This window comes from Aquirufa sp. ROCK2-A2 (assembly GCF_054558485.1).
Window position 1 is genome coordinate 426,564 of record NZ_JBPXKA010000001.1, and the last position, 18,475, is coordinate 445,038.

18 protein-coding genes are annotated in these 18,475 nt (G+C 37.3%); 15 read left to right on the forward strand and 3 right to left on the reverse strand.

Annotated elements, in window-relative coordinates; genetic code table 11:
- Positions 1-30 precede the first annotated feature (30 nt).
- The 5 genes from V7S76_RS01880 (at position 31) to V7S76_RS01900 (ending at position 5,996) form a co-directional block, all read left to right on the forward strand.
- The gene (locus tag V7S76_RS01880; protein ID WP_459508302.1) at positions 31-2,553 is read left to right on the forward strand and encodes a DUF5686 and carboxypeptidase-like regulatory domain-containing protein; all 2,523 of its coding nucleotides are present in this window, start codon (positions 31-33) and stop codon (positions 2,551-2,553) included.
- 133 nt (positions 2,554-2,686) lie between these two features.
- Positions 2,687-3,337, forward strand: a complete 651-nt coding sequence (gene plsY / locus V7S76_RS01885) for a glycerol-3-phosphate 1-O-acyltransferase PlsY (RefSeq protein ID WP_459508303.1) — start codon at positions 2,687-2,689, stop codon at positions 3,335-3,337.
- A gap of 45 nt (positions 3,338-3,382) precedes the next feature.
- Positions 3,383-4,759 (forward strand): dipeptidase, encoded by a 1,377-nt coding sequence (locus V7S76_RS01890; protein ID WP_459508304.1) that lies wholly within the window; start codon positions 3,383-3,385, stop codon positions 4,757-4,759.
- Entirely contained in the window at positions 4,756-5,583 is an 828-nt protein-coding gene (gene murQ / locus V7S76_RS01895) for an N-acetylmuramic acid 6-phosphate etherase (RefSeq protein WP_459508305.1), read from the forward strand. Before V7S76_RS01890 ends, murQ begins: the two co-directional genes overlap by 4 nt.
- Before the next feature lie 89 nt (positions 5,584-5,672).
- Positions 5,673-5,996, forward strand: coding sequence for a c-type cytochrome (locus V7S76_RS01900; RefSeq protein ID WP_459508306.1), 324 nt, complete (start codon positions 5,673-5,675; stop codon positions 5,994-5,996).
- A 72-nt stretch (positions 5,997-6,068) separates the two neighbouring features.
- Here the strand turns inward: V7S76_RS01900 and V7S76_RS01905 are convergent, their stop codons facing one another.
- Complete coding sequence (locus V7S76_RS01905) at positions 6,069-6,575, reverse strand: DUF5606 family protein (protein ID WP_459508307.1); 507 nt, start codon at positions 6,573-6,575, stop codon at positions 6,069-6,071.
- Between the two features lie 32 nt (positions 6,576-6,607).
- Positions 6,608-7,222 (reverse strand): ribosome biogenesis GTP-binding protein YihA/YsxC, encoded by a 615-nt coding sequence (gene yihA / locus V7S76_RS01910; protein ID WP_459508308.1) that lies wholly within the window; start codon positions 7,220-7,222, stop codon positions 6,608-6,610.
- A 110-nt stretch (positions 7,223-7,332) separates the two neighbouring features.
- Here yihA and hemE point away from each other — a divergent pair, with 110 nt between their 5' ends.
- Positions 7,333-8,358 (forward strand): uroporphyrinogen decarboxylase, encoded by a 1,026-nt coding sequence (gene hemE / locus V7S76_RS01915; protein WP_459508309.1) that lies wholly within the window; start codon positions 7,333-7,335, stop codon positions 8,356-8,358.
- 639 nt (positions 8,359-8,997) lie between these two features.
- Here the strand turns inward: hemE and guaB are convergent.
- On the reverse strand, positions 8,998-10,467 hold the full coding sequence (gene guaB / locus V7S76_RS01920) for an IMP dehydrogenase (RefSeq protein ID WP_459508310.1): 1,470 nt from the start codon (positions 10,465-10,467) through the stop codon (positions 8,998-9,000).
- A 102-nt stretch (positions 10,468-10,569) separates the two neighbouring features.
- Here guaB and V7S76_RS01925 point away from each other — a divergent pair, with 102 nt between their 5' ends.
- From V7S76_RS01925 to nuoF, 9 genes are all read left to right on the forward strand, one after another.
- The gene (locus tag V7S76_RS01925; RefSeq protein ID WP_459508311.1) at positions 10,570-11,562 is read left to right on the forward strand and encodes an FAD:protein FMN transferase; all 993 of its coding nucleotides are present in this window, start codon (positions 10,570-10,572) and stop codon (positions 11,560-11,562) included.
- Complete coding sequence (locus V7S76_RS01930; protein ID WP_459508312.1) at positions 11,562-12,452, forward strand: formylglycine-generating enzyme family protein; 891 nt, start codon at positions 11,562-11,564, stop codon at positions 12,450-12,452. The genes V7S76_RS01925 and V7S76_RS01930 overlap by 1 nt, the downstream gene beginning before the upstream one ends.
- A 21-nt stretch (positions 12,453-12,473) precedes the next feature.
- Positions 12,474-13,811 (forward strand): Gfo/Idh/MocA family protein, encoded by a 1,338-nt coding sequence (locus tag V7S76_RS01935; RefSeq protein ID WP_459508313.1) that lies wholly within the window; start codon positions 12,474-12,476, stop codon positions 13,809-13,811.
- 64 nt (positions 13,812-13,875) lie between these two features.
- A complete protein-coding gene (locus tag V7S76_RS01940) occupies positions 13,876-14,244 on the forward strand; it encodes an NADH-quinone oxidoreductase subunit A (RefSeq protein WP_459508314.1) in 369 nt (122 codons plus the stop codon).
- A 46-nt stretch (positions 14,245-14,290) separates the two neighbouring features.
- Positions 14,291-14,839 (forward strand): NADH-quinone oxidoreductase subunit B, encoded by a 549-nt coding sequence (locus V7S76_RS01945; RefSeq protein WP_459508315.1) that lies wholly within the window; start codon positions 14,291-14,293, stop codon positions 14,837-14,839.
- A 10-nt stretch (positions 14,840-14,849) separates the two neighbouring features.
- Complete coding sequence (locus V7S76_RS01950) at positions 14,850-15,359, forward strand: NADH-quinone oxidoreductase subunit C (RefSeq protein ID WP_459508316.1); 510 nt, start codon at positions 14,850-14,852, stop codon at positions 15,357-15,359.
- Between the two features lie 20 nt (positions 15,360-15,379).
- Positions 15,380-16,615 (forward strand): NADH-quinone oxidoreductase subunit D, encoded by a 1,236-nt coding sequence (locus tag V7S76_RS01955; RefSeq protein ID WP_459508317.1) that lies wholly within the window; start codon positions 15,380-15,382, stop codon positions 16,613-16,615.
- Between the two features lie 14 nt (positions 16,616-16,629).
- On the forward strand, positions 16,630-17,124 hold the full coding sequence (locus tag V7S76_RS01960) for an NADH-quinone oxidoreductase subunit NuoE family protein (protein ID WP_459508318.1): 495 nt from the start codon (positions 16,630-16,632) through the stop codon (positions 17,122-17,124).
- A 6-nt stretch (positions 17,125-17,130) separates the two neighbouring features.
- Positions 17,131-18,471 (forward strand): NADH-quinone oxidoreductase subunit NuoF, encoded by a 1,341-nt coding sequence (gene nuoF / locus V7S76_RS01965; protein WP_459508319.1) that lies wholly within the window; start codon positions 17,131-17,133, stop codon positions 18,469-18,471.
- Positions 18,472-18,475: the final 4 nt, after the last annotated feature.

Consider the following 18,475-nt stretch of genomic DNA (forward strand, 5'->3'; position numbering starts at 1 on the left):
AAAGCCCTGAAGTTTAAAAATACTAATTCATTGAATTTAATTCGCATATTCCTTTTACTTGCTTTCTTCTCACTTGGTTTAGTGCAAAGTGTTTTCGCACAACATATCATCAAAGGGAGAGTAACCGATGCGTCCAATGGGGACCCAATACCCTTTGCATCCGTTGGATTAAAAGGTGTTAATGCAGGAACTACCACTAATTTTCAAGGAGAATATATCTTGAATACAAAATATGTCGCGGATTCCCTGTATGTTTCTTTTGTGGGTTATAAAAAAAGAACGAAGAAAATTGATCCTAAATTAGCCAATCAAGAGGTTGATTTTCAACTTGACCCTACCAATCGATCCTTGCAAGAAGTGGTTGTATATTCCGGAGAAAACCCTGCCTTTAAAATTCTTAGAAATGTCATTAAGAATAAAGAAATCAACGACCGTAGTAAATTGACCGCTTATGAATATGATTCCTACACCAAAATGGAATTGGATGTCGATAATATTTCTGAAAAAATGCGTGAAAAGAAATTCATGAAGGAAATAGAATCAGCGATTAAGAAGTTTGAGAAAATTGCAGGGGAAGACGGAAAGCCAGTAATTCCAACTTATATATCTGAGACGATTAGTAAATTTTATTTTAAAGAGTCGCCTCAAAGAAGAAAAGAAAAAATACTCAAGACTAATATCAAGGGCGTAGGTGTAACCGATGGGAGTTTTATTTCTCAATTGGTCGGCGGCAATTTATTTGCCAATTATAATTTTTATCAAAATTATGTCCCATTTTTCGGAAAAGATTTTGCCAGTCCTGTAGGAGAAAATTGGAAGGGTAATTACAAGTTTTATTTAAATGATACCACCAACTTAGATGGTAAGATTTGTTACCAGTTAGATTTTGAACCTAGAAATCCCAAAGATTTGGTTTTCAATGGCCAAATGTGGATTGATACCACTAGTTTTGCATTGGTGCAAATTGATGCGACTGTAGACAAATCTGCCAATTTGAATTTTATTGATAAAATTAAAATTTCTCAAGAATTGGAGCGTACTGAAAATGGAGCTTGGTTGCCTGCTAAAACCCGTTTTTTAATTGATATTGAAGAACTAACCAAAGGCTCGGCTGGTATGCTTTTGAAAATGTATATCTCCAACAAGGATTTCAAAATCAATCAACCCCATCCAACAGAATTCTATGATTTGACATCTGAAGTCGCGGAAGATGCCAAGGAACCTAATCCCGAATACTGGAAATATGCGAGGCATGAATCGTTAAGTAGACAAGATTTGTTAGCTTCTTCTTTGATTGATTCTGTTAAGAGTTTACCCACAGTAAAAACCTATGTCGAAATTGCCGAGCTGGTACTCAGCGGATATAAAAAATTCAACGATATAGAAGTGGGACCTTACATTAGTTCTTTTGCTCTTAATTCAATTGAAGGTGCTCGTTTTCGTTTAGGATTTAGAACCAATGCGAATTTTGATAAACATTGGATTTTGAGAGGTAATGTTGGTTTTGGAACCAAAGATTTAACGGCTAAGTATGCATTAGAGGTAAACTATTTGTTTTCCAAAAAGAAATGGACCATGGCCGGACTTCGGCACAGTTATGATATTGAGCGGGTAGGTTTAACGCCTGAATTAATTGGTGACAACCGATTATTTTATGCATTTACTCGATTTGGTGCTTTTTCAGGAGCATTTTTCAGGAGAGAAAGTGAAGTGTTCTTTTCTTCGGAAGTTACCAAAGGTTTGACCTTATCTACTTCCATGAACACGCGGTCCTTCGATCCATTGTTTAGGTTTCAATATCGATTAAATCCAGAGCTTGGAGTAGATTCTCCCGTACAAGATTATTTTCAAGAATCCTTCATTACGTTGGAGGCTCGATTTGCTAAAAACGAGACTTTTATTTTAAATGGAAATGAACGTATTACCATCGCAACCAAACGGATTCCAGTGATTACCCTGAAATATCAAAGAGGAATTAAAGGATTATTCGGAGGCAATTTTAATTATGAAAAAATTACTCTTAAAGCCTATCAAACATTTCGTTTAGGTACTTTGGGTAGGTCAGATTATACACTTACTGCTGGGTATACTCCTTCCAATTTGCCAGCACCATTATTGTTTCCACATTTGGGGAATGAAACGTTTTTCTTTGTCAGAAGTGCTTACTCGACCATGAATTATTTTGAATTTGTTAGTGATCAATATGCAAGCCTTCAATATAATCACAATTTCGAGGGATTACTTTTCAATCGAATTCCATTGATTAACAAATTAAATTGGCGTTTTATAGCAAGTTCAAATGTGTTGTTTGGAAGTGAAAGAAAAGAAAATCATGATTTAATGAAAGATGTAAATAATCCATTGAGATCAAAGTTTTTAGATAGATATTCATTTGATTCCTTAGATCCTTCAAAACCGTTTGTTGAGGTAGGGTATGGAATTGATAATATTTTTAAAATATTACGTGTTCAAGCTTTTCACCGCTTGACCTATTTGGATCATGAAAAAGCCAAAGCATTTCGGATCATGGCTTCCATTAATTTCTCATTTTAAGATCAAATTAGCATAATACAAAGACGGAAATTTAAACATTTCAAGAATGTTTTTGATGTTCTTGATTTTCGTATTTAGCTGTCCTATATTTGAATTGCATTCCTCACAAAAGGGATGATGCTAATTAAGAATTATGCTTTTTACTGTACTTGTCGTTATTCTCTCCCTCATCTCATATTTATTAGGTTCCATTCCAACAGCTATTTGGTACGGAGAAACCTATCATGGCATAGATATTCGTACCCAAGGCAGTGGAAATGCCGGAGCAACCAATACCTTTCGAGTTTTAGGAAAAAAAGCAGGTTCCATTGTTTTGTTTTTTGATGCCTTAAAAGGATTCATTGCCACTGCCCTTGCAGCAGTTTTATATCATTTCCATTATGTAGATTGGCAAATGTGTGTTACGTTGAAAATTCTTTTTGGATTTTTAGCTATCATTGGTCATTTACTTCCTGTTTTCTGTGATTTCAAAGGAGGTAAAGGTGTTGCCACTTTATTGGGTATGGTCCTAGCTCTGCACCCACAAGCGGCTTTTGTTAGCATTATAATTTTCTTGGTCGTTTTTCATTTTTCCCATTATGTTTCTTTGGGTTCAATGATTGCTTCCCTCTCTTTTCCATTTTTAATGGTTTTTAGCGCATTTGGAGATGAGATTCCACTATTGATCTACTTTGGTTTTTTTGTTTCTTTTTTGGTGTTTTTTACCCACAGAAAAAATATTTCTCGGATCATAGATGGAACAGAAAATCGGATGTACCTTATTCCAAAAGGGTCAAAATCCTAGTTAAAAATCTTATATTTGTGCGTAAAATTTCAACATTACGCAATCATGAATCAAACTAAATCTTATATCCAATCCAACAAGGAAAGATTTTTATCTGAACTGTTAGATTTACTAAGAATTCCTTCCATTTCTGCAGATCCTACCTACGCACATTCTGTTCGTCAAACAGCTGAATGGGTAGCTGCTAATTTATCCAAAGCTGGTGCTGACCATGTTCGATTAGAAGAAACAGCAGGTTTTCCCATAGTGTATGGTGAAAAATTAATTGACCCAAATGCCCCGACGATCTTGGTCTACGGACACTATGATGTTCAACCTGCCGATCCTTTGGATTTGTGGCATAGTCCTCCTTTTGAACCCGTCATTAAGGATGACATTATTTATGCACGAGGTGCTTGTGATGACAAGGGACAAATGTTTATGCATATCAAGGCTTTTGAAGCCATGTTGGCCACCAATAACCTGACTTGCAATGTTAAATTCATGATTGAAGGAGAAGAAGAAATCGGGTCAAATAACTTATCTACATTTGTAGCCAATCACAAAGATTTATTACAAGCTGACGTTATCTTGATTTCAGATACCGCGATTGTGGCCAATGATGTTCCTTCCATTGATGTTGGATTGCGTGGTTTAAGTTATTTGGAAGTTACCGTTCAAGGACCAAATCGAGATTTACATTCAGGAGTGTATGGTGGAGCTGTTGCAAATCCCATCAATATCCTTTGTGATATGATTTCGTCTTTGCATGATGAATTCAATCAGATTAACATTCCCGGTTTTTATGATGATGTTCTTGATGTTAGTCCTGCTGATCGTGCTGCCATGGCTCAAACACCCTTTGATTTGGAAGCCTATCAAAATGATTTAGGTATTCAATCCGTTTATGGAGAAAAAGGCTTTTCCACCATCGAGCGAGCTTCCATTCGTCCTACCTTAGACGTCAATGGGATTTGGGGAGGTTATATCGGGGAAGGCGCAAAAACCGTATTGCCTTCGCTTGCTCATGCGAAAATTTCCATGAGATTGGTGCCCAATCAATCTTCCGAAAAAATAACCCAACTATTTACTGATCATTTTTTATCCATTGCGCCGAAAGGTGTAAAGGTTTCTGTTACCCCACATCATGGTGGAGAAGCCTATCTAATGCCAACGGATAGTATTGCGTTTCAAGCTGCCAGCGAAGCCATGGCTGAAACGTTTGGAAAAGAACCTATTCCAACCAGGGGTGGAGGAAGTATTCCAATTGTGGCATTGTTTGAAAAGGAGTTAGGTATAAAATCGATTTTAATGGGATTTGGATTGGATTCTGATGCCATTCATTCGCCCAATGAGCATTTTGGTCTATTTAATTTTTATAAAGGAATTGATACAATTCCCTTTTTCTTTCACAATTTTAAAAAATTGTCACAAGCCGAATGAGCGAAAATTTAACTTTATTAGCGACAGAATCTAGTTCCAAATATGAAGGACTTGAGAATCAATCTGTTCAAGAATTATTGACAAATATCAATAATGAAGACAAGACGGTTGCCTTGGCTGTTGAAAAGGTTATTCCTTCCATTGCCAAATTGGTGGAACAAATTGTTGAACGAATGAAAAAGGGAGGAAGACTTTTTTACATCGGAGCTGGCACCAGTGGTCGATTGGGTATTTTGGATGCCTCTGAATGTCCACCAACGTATGGTGTTCCATTTGATTGGGTCATTGGTATTATTGCAGGAGGTGACGGCGCCATTCGTAAAGCAGTTGAAAATGCAGAAGATGATATTGAACAGGCTTGGTTGGATTTGAAAGCATTTGACATTAATGAATTAGATTCGGTGGTGGGAATAGCAGCTTCAGGTCGAACTCCATATGTGATTGGTGGTTTAAATATTGCCAATGAACATGGAATTTTAACGGGTTGTATTGTTTGTAATGAGGGGAGTTTAGTTGCCCAAGAAGCTCAATATCCCATAGAAGTGGTCGTTGGACCTGAATTTGTTACAGGTAGTACTCGGATGAAATCTGGTACTGCTCAAAAGTTGGTTTTAAATATGATATCCACGAGCGTTATGATTCAATTAGGTCGTGTTCGAGGAAATAAAATGGTGGATATGCAACTTAGTAATCATAAATTAGTATTGCGTGCCATTCGTATGGTGAAGGAGGAAATTGGTGTATCAGATGAGCAGGCAGCTGATTTATTAGAGAAGCATGGAAGTGTTCGAGGGGCAATAGATGCTTACCAATTGACATTATAATAAAGAAAAATTTAAATTTAGGGATAGAAAAGGACGATAAATAGATGTAAATGCTTTAAATTGTATCAAATTTTAACATTCAATTATTCATGAAAAAATTATCTAAACTTATTGCTGCTGTTTCATTAGGAGTTTTTGCATTTGGATTTCAAGCAAAAGCGGAAGATTTTCCTGAGGATATCAAACCTTTGATGCAAAAATATACTTGTTTTGCTTGTCATAAAGTAGATGCTCGTTTAGTTGGGCCAGCTTATAAAGATGTAGCAAAAAAGAAATACAGTGTTGATAAAATTGTTGCTTTAATGGCAAAACCTCAGCCTTCTAACTGGCCAGGTTATCCACCAATGGCACCTATGACAGTTCCGAAAGCAGATGCTGTTAAAATTGCTAAATTTATCAATTCGTTGAAGTAATCATTTGAGCATTAATGATATAAAAAAAGCCCTTGAGAAATCAAGGGCTTTTTTGTTGAATAGAAACAATTCTTATTTTTTCTTACTTGGTGCTTTTTCTTTCGCAACTTTTTCCGCTTTCGGTGCCTTTTCTTTGGCTGGCTTTTCTGCTTTTTCTACTGGTGCGGGTTCAATGGTTTGAAAGATTTCAGGTGTATTCGTTACCAAAATCAAATACCAACTTAATATTTTTTTAATGTCAGAGGCATAAACTCTATCTGCATCATAATTGGGTACAACCAAAGCTATGGTGGCAAATAATTCAGCGTCTGAAGCTTTTTTAGGTTCAATGGAAAATTGTCCATTGAATTTTTCATGAATCGAATTGAATAAATCGGCTAATGGTAAAGTGCTATCTTGGTGATCATCTAAATAAAGAGAGATATCTTTTAATACAGATATTCTTGTTTGTCCACTAACCACCGAACGTTGTTTCAATGCGTCCAAGGTTTCCACAATTACACCCGTTCTTGTTGGCTTTAACACTCTGTATAATCCACTTTTCCCAGAAATATGGGCGATTTCGTTTAATAATTCCATATTATTTTAATGTTTCGGATGCAAAAATATTATTATTTACCTGATTTAAAGGGGGAAGTTTGAATTAATTCAGAAATACTTGCTAAAATTTCTTCTCTACCTTTGTGTTTTTCAGCTGATGTAATGAAAATTTCGGGTAAACTTTCCCAGGATTCCAACAGATAGGATTGGTAAAAGCCTACATTTTCATCGATTTGTTTTTGAGATAATTTGTCGGATTTGGTGAATACAATGTAAAAAGGAACTTGCTCTTCTACCATTCGATTCATGAATGCAATGTCAACATCTTGGGGTTTCAATCGGATATCTACCAAAAGAAACAAACAAGTTAAATTTTCTCTTTTGAAAAGATAATCAAAAATCATTTTCTCAAATTCTCTTCTTTTTTCTTTGGACACTTTTGCATATCCATAACCGGGTAAATCAACCAAGTACCAATTATCATTGATCAAAAAGTGATTGATTAATTGAGTTTTTCCAGGTGTTTGAGAGGTTTTCGCCAATCCTTTTTGGAAGGTAATGGAGTTGATCAATGATGATTTTCCCACATTCGATCTTCCGATAAAAGCAAACTCCGGCATGTGAGCAGGAGGACATTTCATATAATCAGTATTGCTTGTAACGAATTTGGCACTTTTAACCTGCATAGCTTGGGCGTAATTTGAAATGCAAAGATAAGGAATATTTAGGCAAGATGGCGAAATAGAAATTTTGTTTGCTTCAGCTTTCTTTGGTATTTTTGTACTTTAAAATAAATATGGAAGTATTAAAAAATGATCGATTGCTTCGTGCAGCGAAAGGTTTAGAAGTAGATCGGGTTCCTGTTTGGGTGATGCGTCAAGCTGGACGTATTTTACCTGAATATCGGGAAGTAAGAGCAAAAGCAGGTTCATTTATTGGATTAGCGACTAATCCGGAATTAGCCGCTGAAGTTACTTTGCAACCCGTTGATCGTTTTGGTGTAGATGCCGCCATCATTTTTTCTGATATATTGGTCGTACCTGAAGCCATGGGATTACCTTATTTAATGGAAGAGCAAAAAGGTCCCGTTTTTCCAAACGTGATTCGTTCTGTGAAAGATTTGGATGCTTTGAAAGATGCCAATCCGGAGGAGGATTTAAAATATGTACTTGATGCCATTAAAATTGTAAAAAAGGAATTGGCAGGTAGAGTACCATTGATTGGTTTTGCTGGTGCTCCGTTTACTATTTATTGTTATATGGTCGAAGGAAAGGGCTCAAAAACCTTTTCACAAGCAAAGAAAATGTTATATGCTGATCCGCAACTGGCACATCAATTGTTGCAAAAAATTACGGATTCGACTATCTCCTATTTAAAAGCGCAAATATTGGCTGGCGCGAATTTGGTTCAAATCTTTGATTCATGGGCTGGAATTTTGTCGCCGCATCAATACAGTGAATTTTCTACACCTTATTTGAAACAAATTTGTGATGCGATTAGTGAGGTTCCGGTAACCTTATTTGCCAAAGGGGCATTTTTTGCTCGCGCAGAAATGGCTCAATTGAATTGTGCTACTATCGGTTTGGATTGGAACATGGACATTCAGGAATCTAGACAATTAGTTGGACCCCATAAAACTTTGCAAGGGAATTTAGACCCATGCACGCTTTATGGTGATTTTGCCACGGTAAAAAAGGAAACAATAAAAATGTTGGAGCAATTTGGTAAACAAAGATACATTGCCAATTTAGGCCATGGTGTTTATCCTGATATTGACCCTGATAAGGTTCAATGCTTTGTTGATACGGTACAATCTTTTTAGTTAATAGTTGATTAGTGTTTAGTTATTAATGCGAATTAAGGGTTGAAATTTCCAATGATTAATCTCTTCCTTTACCGCTTTTGACTTCGATACTTTGGCAATGCGATATCGGAAGTTGAGATTTTAAGGAAGGAGGTAATTGGCACCTTTGAGTTAAAGAAGGGATTTGTTTTTTATACAAGAGACACAAAGATTATTCAACCCGACTATTAAGGATGTTTCATTTTAAGCGCGCACAGCCTTCGTTAGTAATAACGAAAACATTTTTCAGAAATTAAATAATCTCGAGATGTACGGTTAATCCGACGAAAGATTTGAACGAAGCGGTAGGCGGAGCTTTGACAATGCGCATGAGCGATGTGCGTCAGGGTCAAAGAAAATAGCCGATAGCGCAGTGAAAATCGTGCCGCTTGCGGATTCGTCTTGGATTAACTGGGAGAATTTAAGTTTTTTTGTTTCTTTTTTTCTAAAAAAAAGAAATACCATGGAAAAGGAATTAGCCAATAAATGGCAATGCTATATGGAATTTTGAGGTATCAATGAATATTTTAACCCTTAATTCGCATTATTAGTGTTTAGTTATTGGGTATAGCATTATTAAAACTAATCCCTAATAACTAAACACTGATAACTAATAACTTATTTCACGCTATAATTCGGTGCTTCTTTGGAAATACTCACATCATGTGGGTGACTTTCTTTAACACCTGCAGAGGTGATTTTCACAAATTTAGCATCTTGCATAGCCTCTATATTGGCAGCTCCACAATAGCCCATTCCTGCCTTAAGTCCACCGACCATTTGGTAAATAATTTCGGTCACCGATCCTTTGAACGGAACTCGACCAACAATTCCCTCCGGAACTAATTTCTTGATATCATCTTCTGCATCTTGGAAATAACGATCTTTTGAACCATCTTCCATCGCTTCCAATGATCCCATTCCACGATAAGATTTGAATTTTCTGCCTTCTAAAATGATCATTTCTCCAGGAGCCTCATCTGTTCCTGCCAATAAGGAACCAATCATCACTGTGCTCGCACCACCTGCAATCGCTTTGGCAATATCTCCAGAGAAACGTATACCGCCATCTGCAATTACCGGAACATCATATCCCTCCAATGCTTTAGCTGCTTCATAGACTGCTGTCAATTGTGGCATCCCTACTCCAGCAATAATACGTGTGGTACAAATACTACCTGGTCCTACACCTACTTTAACTGCATCAGCACCTGCCTCGGCCAAGGCCTTTGCTGCTTCACGGGTGGCAATGTTTCCAACAATCACATCTAGATTAGGAAAGGATTTTTTAACTGATTTCAATGCATCAATAACACCTTTTGAATGTCCATGTGCTGTATCTATACTAACTACATCCACTCCAACTTTGACCAAAGCCGCTACTCGATCTAATAAATCAGGCGTAACACCTACAGCAGCTCCGACTCTCAATCTACCAAGTGGATCTTTTGATGCCATTGGGTGACTTTTTCTTTTCAGAATATCTTTATAGGTAATTAATCCAATTAATTTACCATTCTTATCAATGATTGGAAGTTTTTCGATTTTATGCTCTTGTAAAATACTTTCAGCTTCTTCCATGCTAATTCCTTCTTTCGCAGTAATTAGATTCGACTTGGTCATTATTTCAGCGACAGGCCGAGTCGTTTGTTTTTGAAATCGAAGATCTCTATTAGTTAAAATTCCAACCAATTTACCATCTGCATCAATCACCGGAATACCACCAATTTTAAATTCACGCATGATTCTCTGTGCATCACCCAATGTCTGATGAACCAACAATGTTACAGGATCAATAATCATACCTGATTCAGAGCGCTTTACCTTTCTTACTTGAGCTGCTTGTTGTTCAATGCTCATGTTTTTGTGAATAATTCCGATGGCACCTTCTTGTGCTAAAGCGATCGCCAAATCTGCTTCGGTAACCGTATCCATGGCTGCTGAAACGATTGGGATGTTTAATGTAATGTTTTTAGTTAAACGAGATTGCGTACTAACCTCTCTCGGTAAAACTTCAGAATAAGCTGGAAGTAACAATACATCATCGTACGTTAGAGCTTCAAAAAGGAATTTGGTGGAATCTAGCATGGCAAATAATTTGAATGGGTAATGGTATCAATGTTGATGTTAGGGAATCATACCCTTATTTGCCGGACAAAATTACGGAAAAAAAATCGTAATTTTTCGATTATGTTGAAAAAAAATACTCTGACGTGCATTTTGTGTATTTTCTTGAGCGGAACATTATCTGCCCAGTATCGTAAATATATTTTTGAAACGGGCAAGATGGGTTCCCCCTTTCGCATGATTGTTTCTACCCAAGATAGTTCAGGTTTATCGGCTCATATAAAATTGGCATTTGATTTGGCAGAAAATTTAGAAAATCAATTAAGTGATTATCGGGAGTACTCGGAAGTAAGTCATATTAATCGATTAGCTGGTACGGGAAAATTTTACCCTATCAAAGAAGCCTTTAAATCGATTTTAGTTGAATCAATACATGCCAAACAAATGAGCGGAGGAGCTTTGAATGTTTTTTCGGGACGACTTGTCAAAGAATGGCGGAAAGCGAGGGCGTCTAAAATATTGCCTGATTCATTGAAAATGGCAGAAATGGCTCAAAAGATTTCTGGCAATTGTGTGGAATTTTCTTCTGATAGTAGTTCGATCCGTTTATTGAATTCAGCATGTCAGCTTGATTTTGGTTCTATTGGAAAAGGTTTTGTGGCACAGCGTGTGTTGAATTTAATGATCGAAATGGGATACCCTTATGTATTGGTTGATGCAGGAGGGAAAATTGTTTGTACACAAGTAGATGCTGATGGTACTGATTGGAAAGTTGGTTTGGAAATTCCTCAAAGTAAGGATATTACGTCCAATTTTTTAAAAATAAAAAATACATCCTTGGCAACATCTGGGAAAACCTATCAATTTGTTGAAATAAATGGGGTGGAGTATTCTCATGTATTGAATCCAAATAACGGTTGGGCCTTGACTCATGGAAAATCAGCCACAGCCATTCTTGAAAATGGAGCTGTTTCAGATTGGATAGCAACGGCAGCGACTATTTTGGAAATAGAAAAATTAAAAGAATTAATTAGTTATTTTAAAGATGTCAAAATTTTGGTTTGGGAAAATAAATCAGGTAAATTGAATATCGTTTTTAATAAAGGCGTGTTATAATGATAAAATTACTACAGGTTAGGTTTGTTTGCTTATTGGGTTTCTTGCTATTATTCCTGGAAAGTAAAGGCCAACAAATGGCTTCCTATCAGCAAAAAATACCACAAACAGATGTAGCTTTTGATATGATTGCCATTCCCCCAGGCGAGATTAATCAAAAGATTATAGAAGGATTTTGGATTGGTAAGACCGAGGTGACCTACGATGAATATCAATTATTTTTTGAGGAAGATCGAGATCCCGCACCCAAACCTCCGGTGGATGGGCCTGATGCCGTGACGAGACCTAGTCCGCCTTATATCGATTTTACCTTAGGAATGGGTAAGGTAGGAGGGTTTCCTGCCAATTCCATGCAACAATTTGCTGCTTTGATGTATTGTAAGTGGTTATATGCCAAAACAAAGATTTTTTATCGCTTGCCTACAGAAGCGGAATGGGAATATGCTTTTGTCAAAGGCACAGGTAAAAGTCCACAAAAGTTAGATCAAATCGCTTGGTTTGCCGAAAATTCAGCCAATCGATATTATAAAGTAGCTCAAAAAAAACCCAATGATTTAGGGATTTATGATATGTTAGGAAATGTATCCGAATGGGTCTTGGATCATTATCAGGAAAAAAAATCTGATTTGCCTCCTAATCAGGCTGTTTTTGTAGATAAATATGCCGATGCGGTCGTGAAGGGTGGTAATTACAGCACCTTGGCTACTGATTTATCTGCTCAATACCGGATTCCGGCGGATCCGATTTGGAATAGACGAGATCCACAAATTCCTAAAAGTAAATGGTGGAATGCGGATGCTCCGTTTGTTGGTTTTCGCGTAGTAAGGCCATTGAGGCAGCCAAATGAAGCAGAAGTACGGGCATTTTTTGCCAAATATTTAGATGAATAAATGTAAACCTTTTAATAAATTATGAAAAATACAAGAAGAGATTTTGTTAAAAAAACAGGGCTTATTACGGGAGGTATCACTCTTGCGCCGTGGTTGTCTAATGTGAGTTTTTCTCAAAGTAATGTGAATGATACCATCAAGGTAGCCTTAATTGGTTGCGGTGGTAGAGGTACAGGTGCGATTGTACAAGCACTTTCTACCAAAGAAAATATTCAGCTTGTCGCGATGGCGGATGTTTTCAGGGATCGATTGGATGGATGTTATAAAAGCATTATGAATTCAAGAGAAAAAGATAAATCGCTGAAAGCTACACCCGTTAATCAAAAGGTCAATGTTCCAGAAGATCATAAATTTGTGGGATTTGATGCCTATAAAAAAGCGATGGAATTGGCTGATGTAGTGATTTTGTCTACTCCTCCCGGATTTAGACCTTATCATTTTGAGGAGGCAGTGAAGCAGGGAAAACAAATTTTTATGGAAAAGCCTGTTGCAACTGATCCTGCCGGAGTACAACGTGTTTTGGCGGCGGCGAAAATTGCTAAACAGAAAAAATTAAATGTCGTAGTAGGTTTACAACGTCATTATCAAAATTCTTATAGAGAATTAATGAAGCGTGTTCAAGATGGTCAAATTGGTGATATCGTTTCGGCTTCATGTTGGTGGAATAATGATGGTGTATGGGTAAAACCACGCACAGCGGGCCAAACTGAAATGGAATATCAATTAAGAAACTGGTATTATTTCAATTGGATATGTGGCGATCATATTACTGAACAACACATTCATAATATTGATGTCATCAACTGGGCTAAAAACGGCTATCCAGTGCGGGCGAGAGGAACCGGAGGTAGAGAGGTAAGAAAAGGTAAAAATTACGGCGAAATTTTTGATCACCACATCGTTGAATTTGAATATGCAGATGGCACGATTTTGAATAGTCAATGCCGTCACATTCCAGGTACTTGGACCAAAGTTGATGAATTGATTATTGGAACCAAAGGTAAGGTGGAATTTGATGCAGCGAAATTGTCTGATCAAAAAGGAAATCTAAAATTTGGATATGATAAAGCTAAATTAGAAAATAACCCCTATCAGACAGAACATGACGAATTATGGGCGGAAGTTGCGGCAGGAAATTACAAATTTGCGGATGCTGAAAATGGCGCTTATTCTACGATGACGTCTATTTTAGGTAGGATGGCTACTTATTCGGGACAGGTAATTGAATGGGATAAAGCTATCAATTCAGGATTGAGTATTGCACCATCTACTTTTGCTTGGGATGCTGATATGCCATTGAAACCAGACGATAATGGATTATATGCGGTAGCGGTACCAGGAAAAACAAAGTATTTTTAAGAAAAACTCTTCAAATTTAGATTTTAGTGAGTAAATTGCGGCTTAATTTTTCATGCCTTATAAGATGAATTACCAGCCTCAAGATTTCTTACCCATATTTGTACAATTAGCTGCCGCGCTAGCATTCATTGTTTTGACAATGGTTGTTACCCATGCATTAGGCCCAAAACGTCATTCTGAAAAGAAAGATGACTCTTTTGAGTGTGGAATTGAGTCGGTAGGAGATGCTAGAACTCCGATTTCGATCAAGTACTTTTTAGTAGCGATACTTTTTGTACTTTTTGATATAGAAATTGTGTTTATGTATCCTTGGGCAGTTAATTTCAAGGCTTTATCTTGGACAGGGTTTTGGGATATGGTAGTGTTTATGGGCTTGTTATTGGTCGGATTTATCTATGTCATTAAAAAAGGAATATTAAAGTGGGAGAAATAAACTCTTCCACTTTTTTTTATATAAAAGATTTCAGAAAATAATAAATATGAGCAATTCAACTGTCAATATGGTGGAAGCGCCAGCAGGAATAGAAGGTCAAGGATTTTTTGCTACCAGCTTAGATTCATTGGTAGGAATGGCAAGGGCAAATTCACTTTGGCCACTTCCTTTTGCTACCTCTTGTTGTGGTATTGAGTTTATGTCGACAATGGCTTCGCATTATGACATTGGACGATTTGGTGCAGAACGATTAAGTTTTTCTGCTCGTCAAGCGGACGTATTAATGGTCATGGGAACCATCGCTAAAAAAATGGCACCGGTTGTGAAACAAGTTTACTTGCAAATGGCTGAACCAAGATGGGTAATATCAGTTGGCGCTTGTGCTTGTTCTGGTGGAATTTTTGATACCTATTCTGTTTTACAAGGCATTGATCGTATCATTCCTGTGGATGTATATGTGCCAGGATGCCCACCACGTCCAGAACAAATTTTGGATGGATTTATGCAAATTCAAGAATTAGCAAGGAAAGAATCAACCCGTCGTAGAAATGAACCTGAGTATAAAGCTTTATTGGCTTCTTACGGGATTGAATAAGTTATAGATTATGGAAAAAGTGAGTAATCAACAAATCATCGAAGCACTTCAAACTCAATTTGGAGAAGATTCGATTTATGGATTAGGTGAATCGCATGGAACTTTACAATTAACTACTTCAGTAGATTTAATTGTTCCGATGTTTCATTTTTTATATCAACATCCGGTATTGAAATTTCAATTTTTGACGGATTTGGCGGGAATACATTTTCCAGAGGCTAAAGGTCAGGAATTAGGAGTGATCTATCATTTGCATAGTTTGGAAAACAATGTTCGATTATGGATCAAGGCTTATGCACCCATTGAAAATCCTAATTTTCCAACGGTAACAGGTTTATATGCCACAGCCAATTGGATGGAAAGAGAGGCTTTTGATTTTTACGGAATCATATTTGAAGGCCATCCAAATTTAGTACGTATTTTGAACGTGGATGATATGGATTATCACCCAATGCGCAAGGAATATCCGTTGGAAGACGCTACGCGTCATGATAAAATTGATGAATTATTTGGTAGATAAACTACTTGAAAATAGCTAATATGTCTGAAGTAGCCTTAGTAACAAACCCTAACGTAGGATTAGATAAATCGCAAAAAGGTGGACCTTATGTGAATGATTTATCCACGTTAAATTTAGGTCCCACTCACCCAGCTACCCATGGGATTTTTCAGAATATTCTGACCATGGATGGGGAAACCATTGTAGATGCTGAACAAACAGTTGGATACATCCACCGTGCATTTGAAAAAATTGCGGAGCGAAGACCTTTTTATCAAATCACGACCTTAACGGATCGTATGAATTATTGTTCATCCCCTATCAATAATATGGGATGGCACATGACAGTCGAGAAACTTTTGGGAATAGAAGTTCCTAAACGCGCTCAATACATGAGGGTTATCATGATGGAATTGGCTCGTTTGGCAGATCATATTGTTTGTAATTCAGTTCTTGCAGTAGATACAGGTGCATTAACGGGCTTTTTATATGTTTATCAATGGAGAGAGCATATTTACGAGATTTATGAAGAATTGTGTGGCGCTCGTTTAACAACCAATATGGGTCGTTTTGGTGGAATGGAAAGAGATTTTACACCAGTTGCCATTGAAAAAATCAAAATTTTATTAGAAGGCTTGCCAAAAGCTTTGAAAGAATTTGAAGGCCTTGTGATGCGTAACAGAATCTTTATGGATCGTACGCAGAATGTAGGCGCAATATCCGCAGAACGTGCATTAAATTATGGATTTACGGGTCCAAATTTGAGAGCTGCTGGAGTTGATTATGATGTTCGTGCCTTGAATCCTTATTCTTCTTATGAAGATTTTGAATTTGATGTGCCAGTTGGAACAAAAGGCGATACATACGATCGCTTTTTGGTACGTGAAGAGGAGATGTGGCAAAGTTTACGAATTATCCAGCAAGCTTTGGATAATTTACCTGAAGGTGCTTATCATGCAGATGCACCTCATTATTATTTGCCAGACAAGCAAGATGTGTACAAAAACATGGAGGCATTGATTTACCATTTCAAAATTGTGATGGGAGAGATTGACGCACCTGTAGGTGAGGTCTACCATTCAGTTGAAGGAGGAAATGGTGAGTTAGGTTTTTATTTGGTTTCAGATGGAGGTAGAACACCTTATCGTTTGAAATTTAGACGTCCTGGTTTTATTTATTATCAGGCTTTCCCAGAAATGATTAAAGGTTCCAATCTATCGGATGCTATTGTGACAATGTCATCAATGAATGTGATAGCAGGCGAGTTAGATACATAATATTACAGACTTACATGGAAGTTAAGAATAACATAGTATTCCCAGCAGAGACCTTGGAATTGGTCAAGCGAATTATTGCTCGTTATCCGGAAGGAAAACAAAAATCGGCCTTATTGCCTATTCTTCATTTAGCTCAAGCTGAGTTTAAATGGTGTAGTCCAGAAGTAATGGATTATGTAGGGTCATTGTTGTCCATTTCTTCTATTGAGGTTTATGAGGTAGCCACCTTTTATACCATGTTTCATTTGGAGCCAGTAGGTGAGCACGTCATTGAATATTGTCGTACAGGACCTTGCTGCTTAATGGGTGGTGTGGAAGTGTATGATCATTTGAAAAAACGTTTGGGCATTCAAACTGGTGAAACTACCTCTGACGGAAAATTTACGATCAAAGAAGTGGAATGTTTAGCCGCCTGCGGATGGGGCCCTGTCTTCCAAATCCGTGAAAAATATTACATGAATTTAACGAAGGAAAAAGTCGATCAAATTATTGATGAACTTGGAAAATAAGCGAGGATGAAAATATTAACCGAACATATTGACGTACCAGGAATTGAAACCATTGATGTTTTTATCAAAAACGGTGGTTACAAAGCGGTAGAAAAAGCCTTGAAAAAAATGACTCCAGATGAAGTAACCGAAGAGGTGAAAAAGTCAGGATTAAGAGGTAGAGGTGGCGCTGGTTTTCCAGTAGGTATGAAATGGTCATTTTTAGCTAAACCTGAAGGTGTACCTCGTTACCTAGTATGTAATGCAGATGAATCTGAACCAGGTACTTTCAAGGATCATTATTTGATGTGGAAATCGCCACATACCTTGATCGAAGGTATGATTGTCTCAAGCTTTGCTTTAGGCGCGAAAACATCCTATATCTATGTGAGAGGGGAGTTGATGTATGTGATTCAAATTTTGGAAAAAGCAATCCAAGAAGCCTATGACAAAGGTTATTTGGGTAAAAATATTTTAGGTTCAGGTTATGATTTGGACCTTTTCGTTCAACCAGGTGGTGGCGCATATATCTGTGGAGAAGAAACAGCCTTGTTGGAATCTTTGGAAGGTAAAAGAGGTAATCCTCGTAATAAACCTCCATTCCCTGCTGTTAAAGGTTTGTGGCAATGTCCAACTGTAGTGAATAACGTTGAGTCAATTGCCGCTACATCTTGGATTGTCAACCATGGTGGTGATGCTTATGCAGCAATTGGTGTGGGTAGAAGTACAGGAACCAAATTGATTTCAGCTTCTGGACATATTCGTAAGCCAGGAGTTTATGAAATACCATTGGGAATTACGGTAGAAGATTTTATTTATTCAGATGAGTGGTGTGGTGGAATTCGTGATGGTCATAAATTAAAGGCAGTTGTAGCTGGTGGTTCATCTGTACCCATTTTGCCAGCGGAATTGATTTTAACTACCGCAGCTGGAGAAAAAAGATTGATGACTTATGAATCTTTGTCGGACGGTGGATTTGCCACTGGTACGATGTTAGGTTCTGGAGGTTTTGTGGTGATGGACGAAACAGCTTGTATTGTACATAATACCTTAACATTTGCTCGTTTTTATCACCATGAATCTTGTGGTCAATGTTCTCCTTGTAGAGAAGGTACTGGATGGATGGACAAAGTATTGAAGCGTATTGAGCATGGACAAGGAAGAAGAGAAGATATTGATTTGCTAGTGGATGTAGCTAAAAAAATCGAAGGGAATACCATTTGTCCTTTAGGTGATGCTGCTTCTTGGCCTGTTGCCGCAGCTATTCGTCATTTTAGAGATGAATTTGAATGGCATATTGAGCATCCGGAAGAAGCGAAGAAAGAAGGAGCTGTATTTATGCGACCAGGTGCGAGTTGGACTTTGTAATAGA

Coding starts and splice junctions, on each gene's coding strand:
- plsY (WP_459508303.1), top strand. CDS start 2,687: ATGCTTTTTACTGTACTTGTCGTTATTCTCTCCCTCATCTCATATTTA.
- V7S76_RS01890 (WP_459508304.1), top strand. CDS start 3,383: ATGAATCAAACTAAATCTTATATCCAATCCAACAAGGAAAGATTTTTA.
- murQ (WP_459508305.1), top strand. CDS start 4,756: ATGAGCGAAAATTTAACTTTATTAGCGACAGAATCTAGTTCCAAATAT.
- V7S76_RS01900 (WP_459508306.1), top strand. CDS start 5,673: ATGAAAAAATTATCTAAACTTATTGCTGCTGTTTCATTAGGAGTTTTT.
- V7S76_RS01905 (WP_459508307.1), bottom strand. CDS start 6,575: ATGGAATTATTAAACGAAATCGCCCATATTTCTGGGAAAAGTGGATTA.
- yihA (WP_459508308.1), bottom strand. CDS start 7,222: ATGCAGGTTAAAAGTGCCAAATTCGTTACAAGCAATACTGATTATATG.
- hemE (WP_459508309.1), top strand. CDS start 7,333: ATGGAAGTATTAAAAAATGATCGATTGCTTCGTGCAGCGAAAGGTTTA.
- guaB (WP_459508310.1), bottom strand. CDS start 10,467: ATGCTAGATTCCACCAAATTCCTTTTTGAAGCTCTAACGTACGATGAT.
- V7S76_RS01925 (WP_459508311.1), top strand. CDS start 10,570: ATGTTGAAAAAAAATACTCTGACGTGCATTTTGTGTATTTTCTTGAGC.
- V7S76_RS01930 (WP_459508312.1), top strand. CDS start 11,562: ATGATAAAATTACTACAGGTTAGGTTTGTTTGCTTATTGGGTTTCTTG.
- V7S76_RS01935 (WP_459508313.1), top strand. CDS start 12,474: ATGAAAAATACAAGAAGAGATTTTGTTAAAAAAACAGGGCTTATTACG.
- V7S76_RS01940 (WP_459508314.1), top strand. CDS start 13,876: ATGAATTACCAGCCTCAAGATTTCTTACCCATATTTGTACAATTAGCT.
- V7S76_RS01945 (WP_459508315.1), top strand. CDS start 14,291: ATGAGCAATTCAACTGTCAATATGGTGGAAGCGCCAGCAGGAATAGAA.
- V7S76_RS01950 (WP_459508316.1), top strand. CDS start 14,850: ATGGAAAAAGTGAGTAATCAACAAATCATCGAAGCACTTCAAACTCAA.
- V7S76_RS01955 (WP_459508317.1), top strand. CDS start 15,380: ATGTCTGAAGTAGCCTTAGTAACAAACCCTAACGTAGGATTAGATAAA.
- V7S76_RS01960 (WP_459508318.1), top strand. CDS start 16,630: ATGGAAGTTAAGAATAACATAGTATTCCCAGCAGAGACCTTGGAATTG.
- nuoF (WP_459508319.1), top strand. CDS start 17,131: ATGAAAATATTAACCGAACATATTGACGTACCAGGAATTGAAACCATT.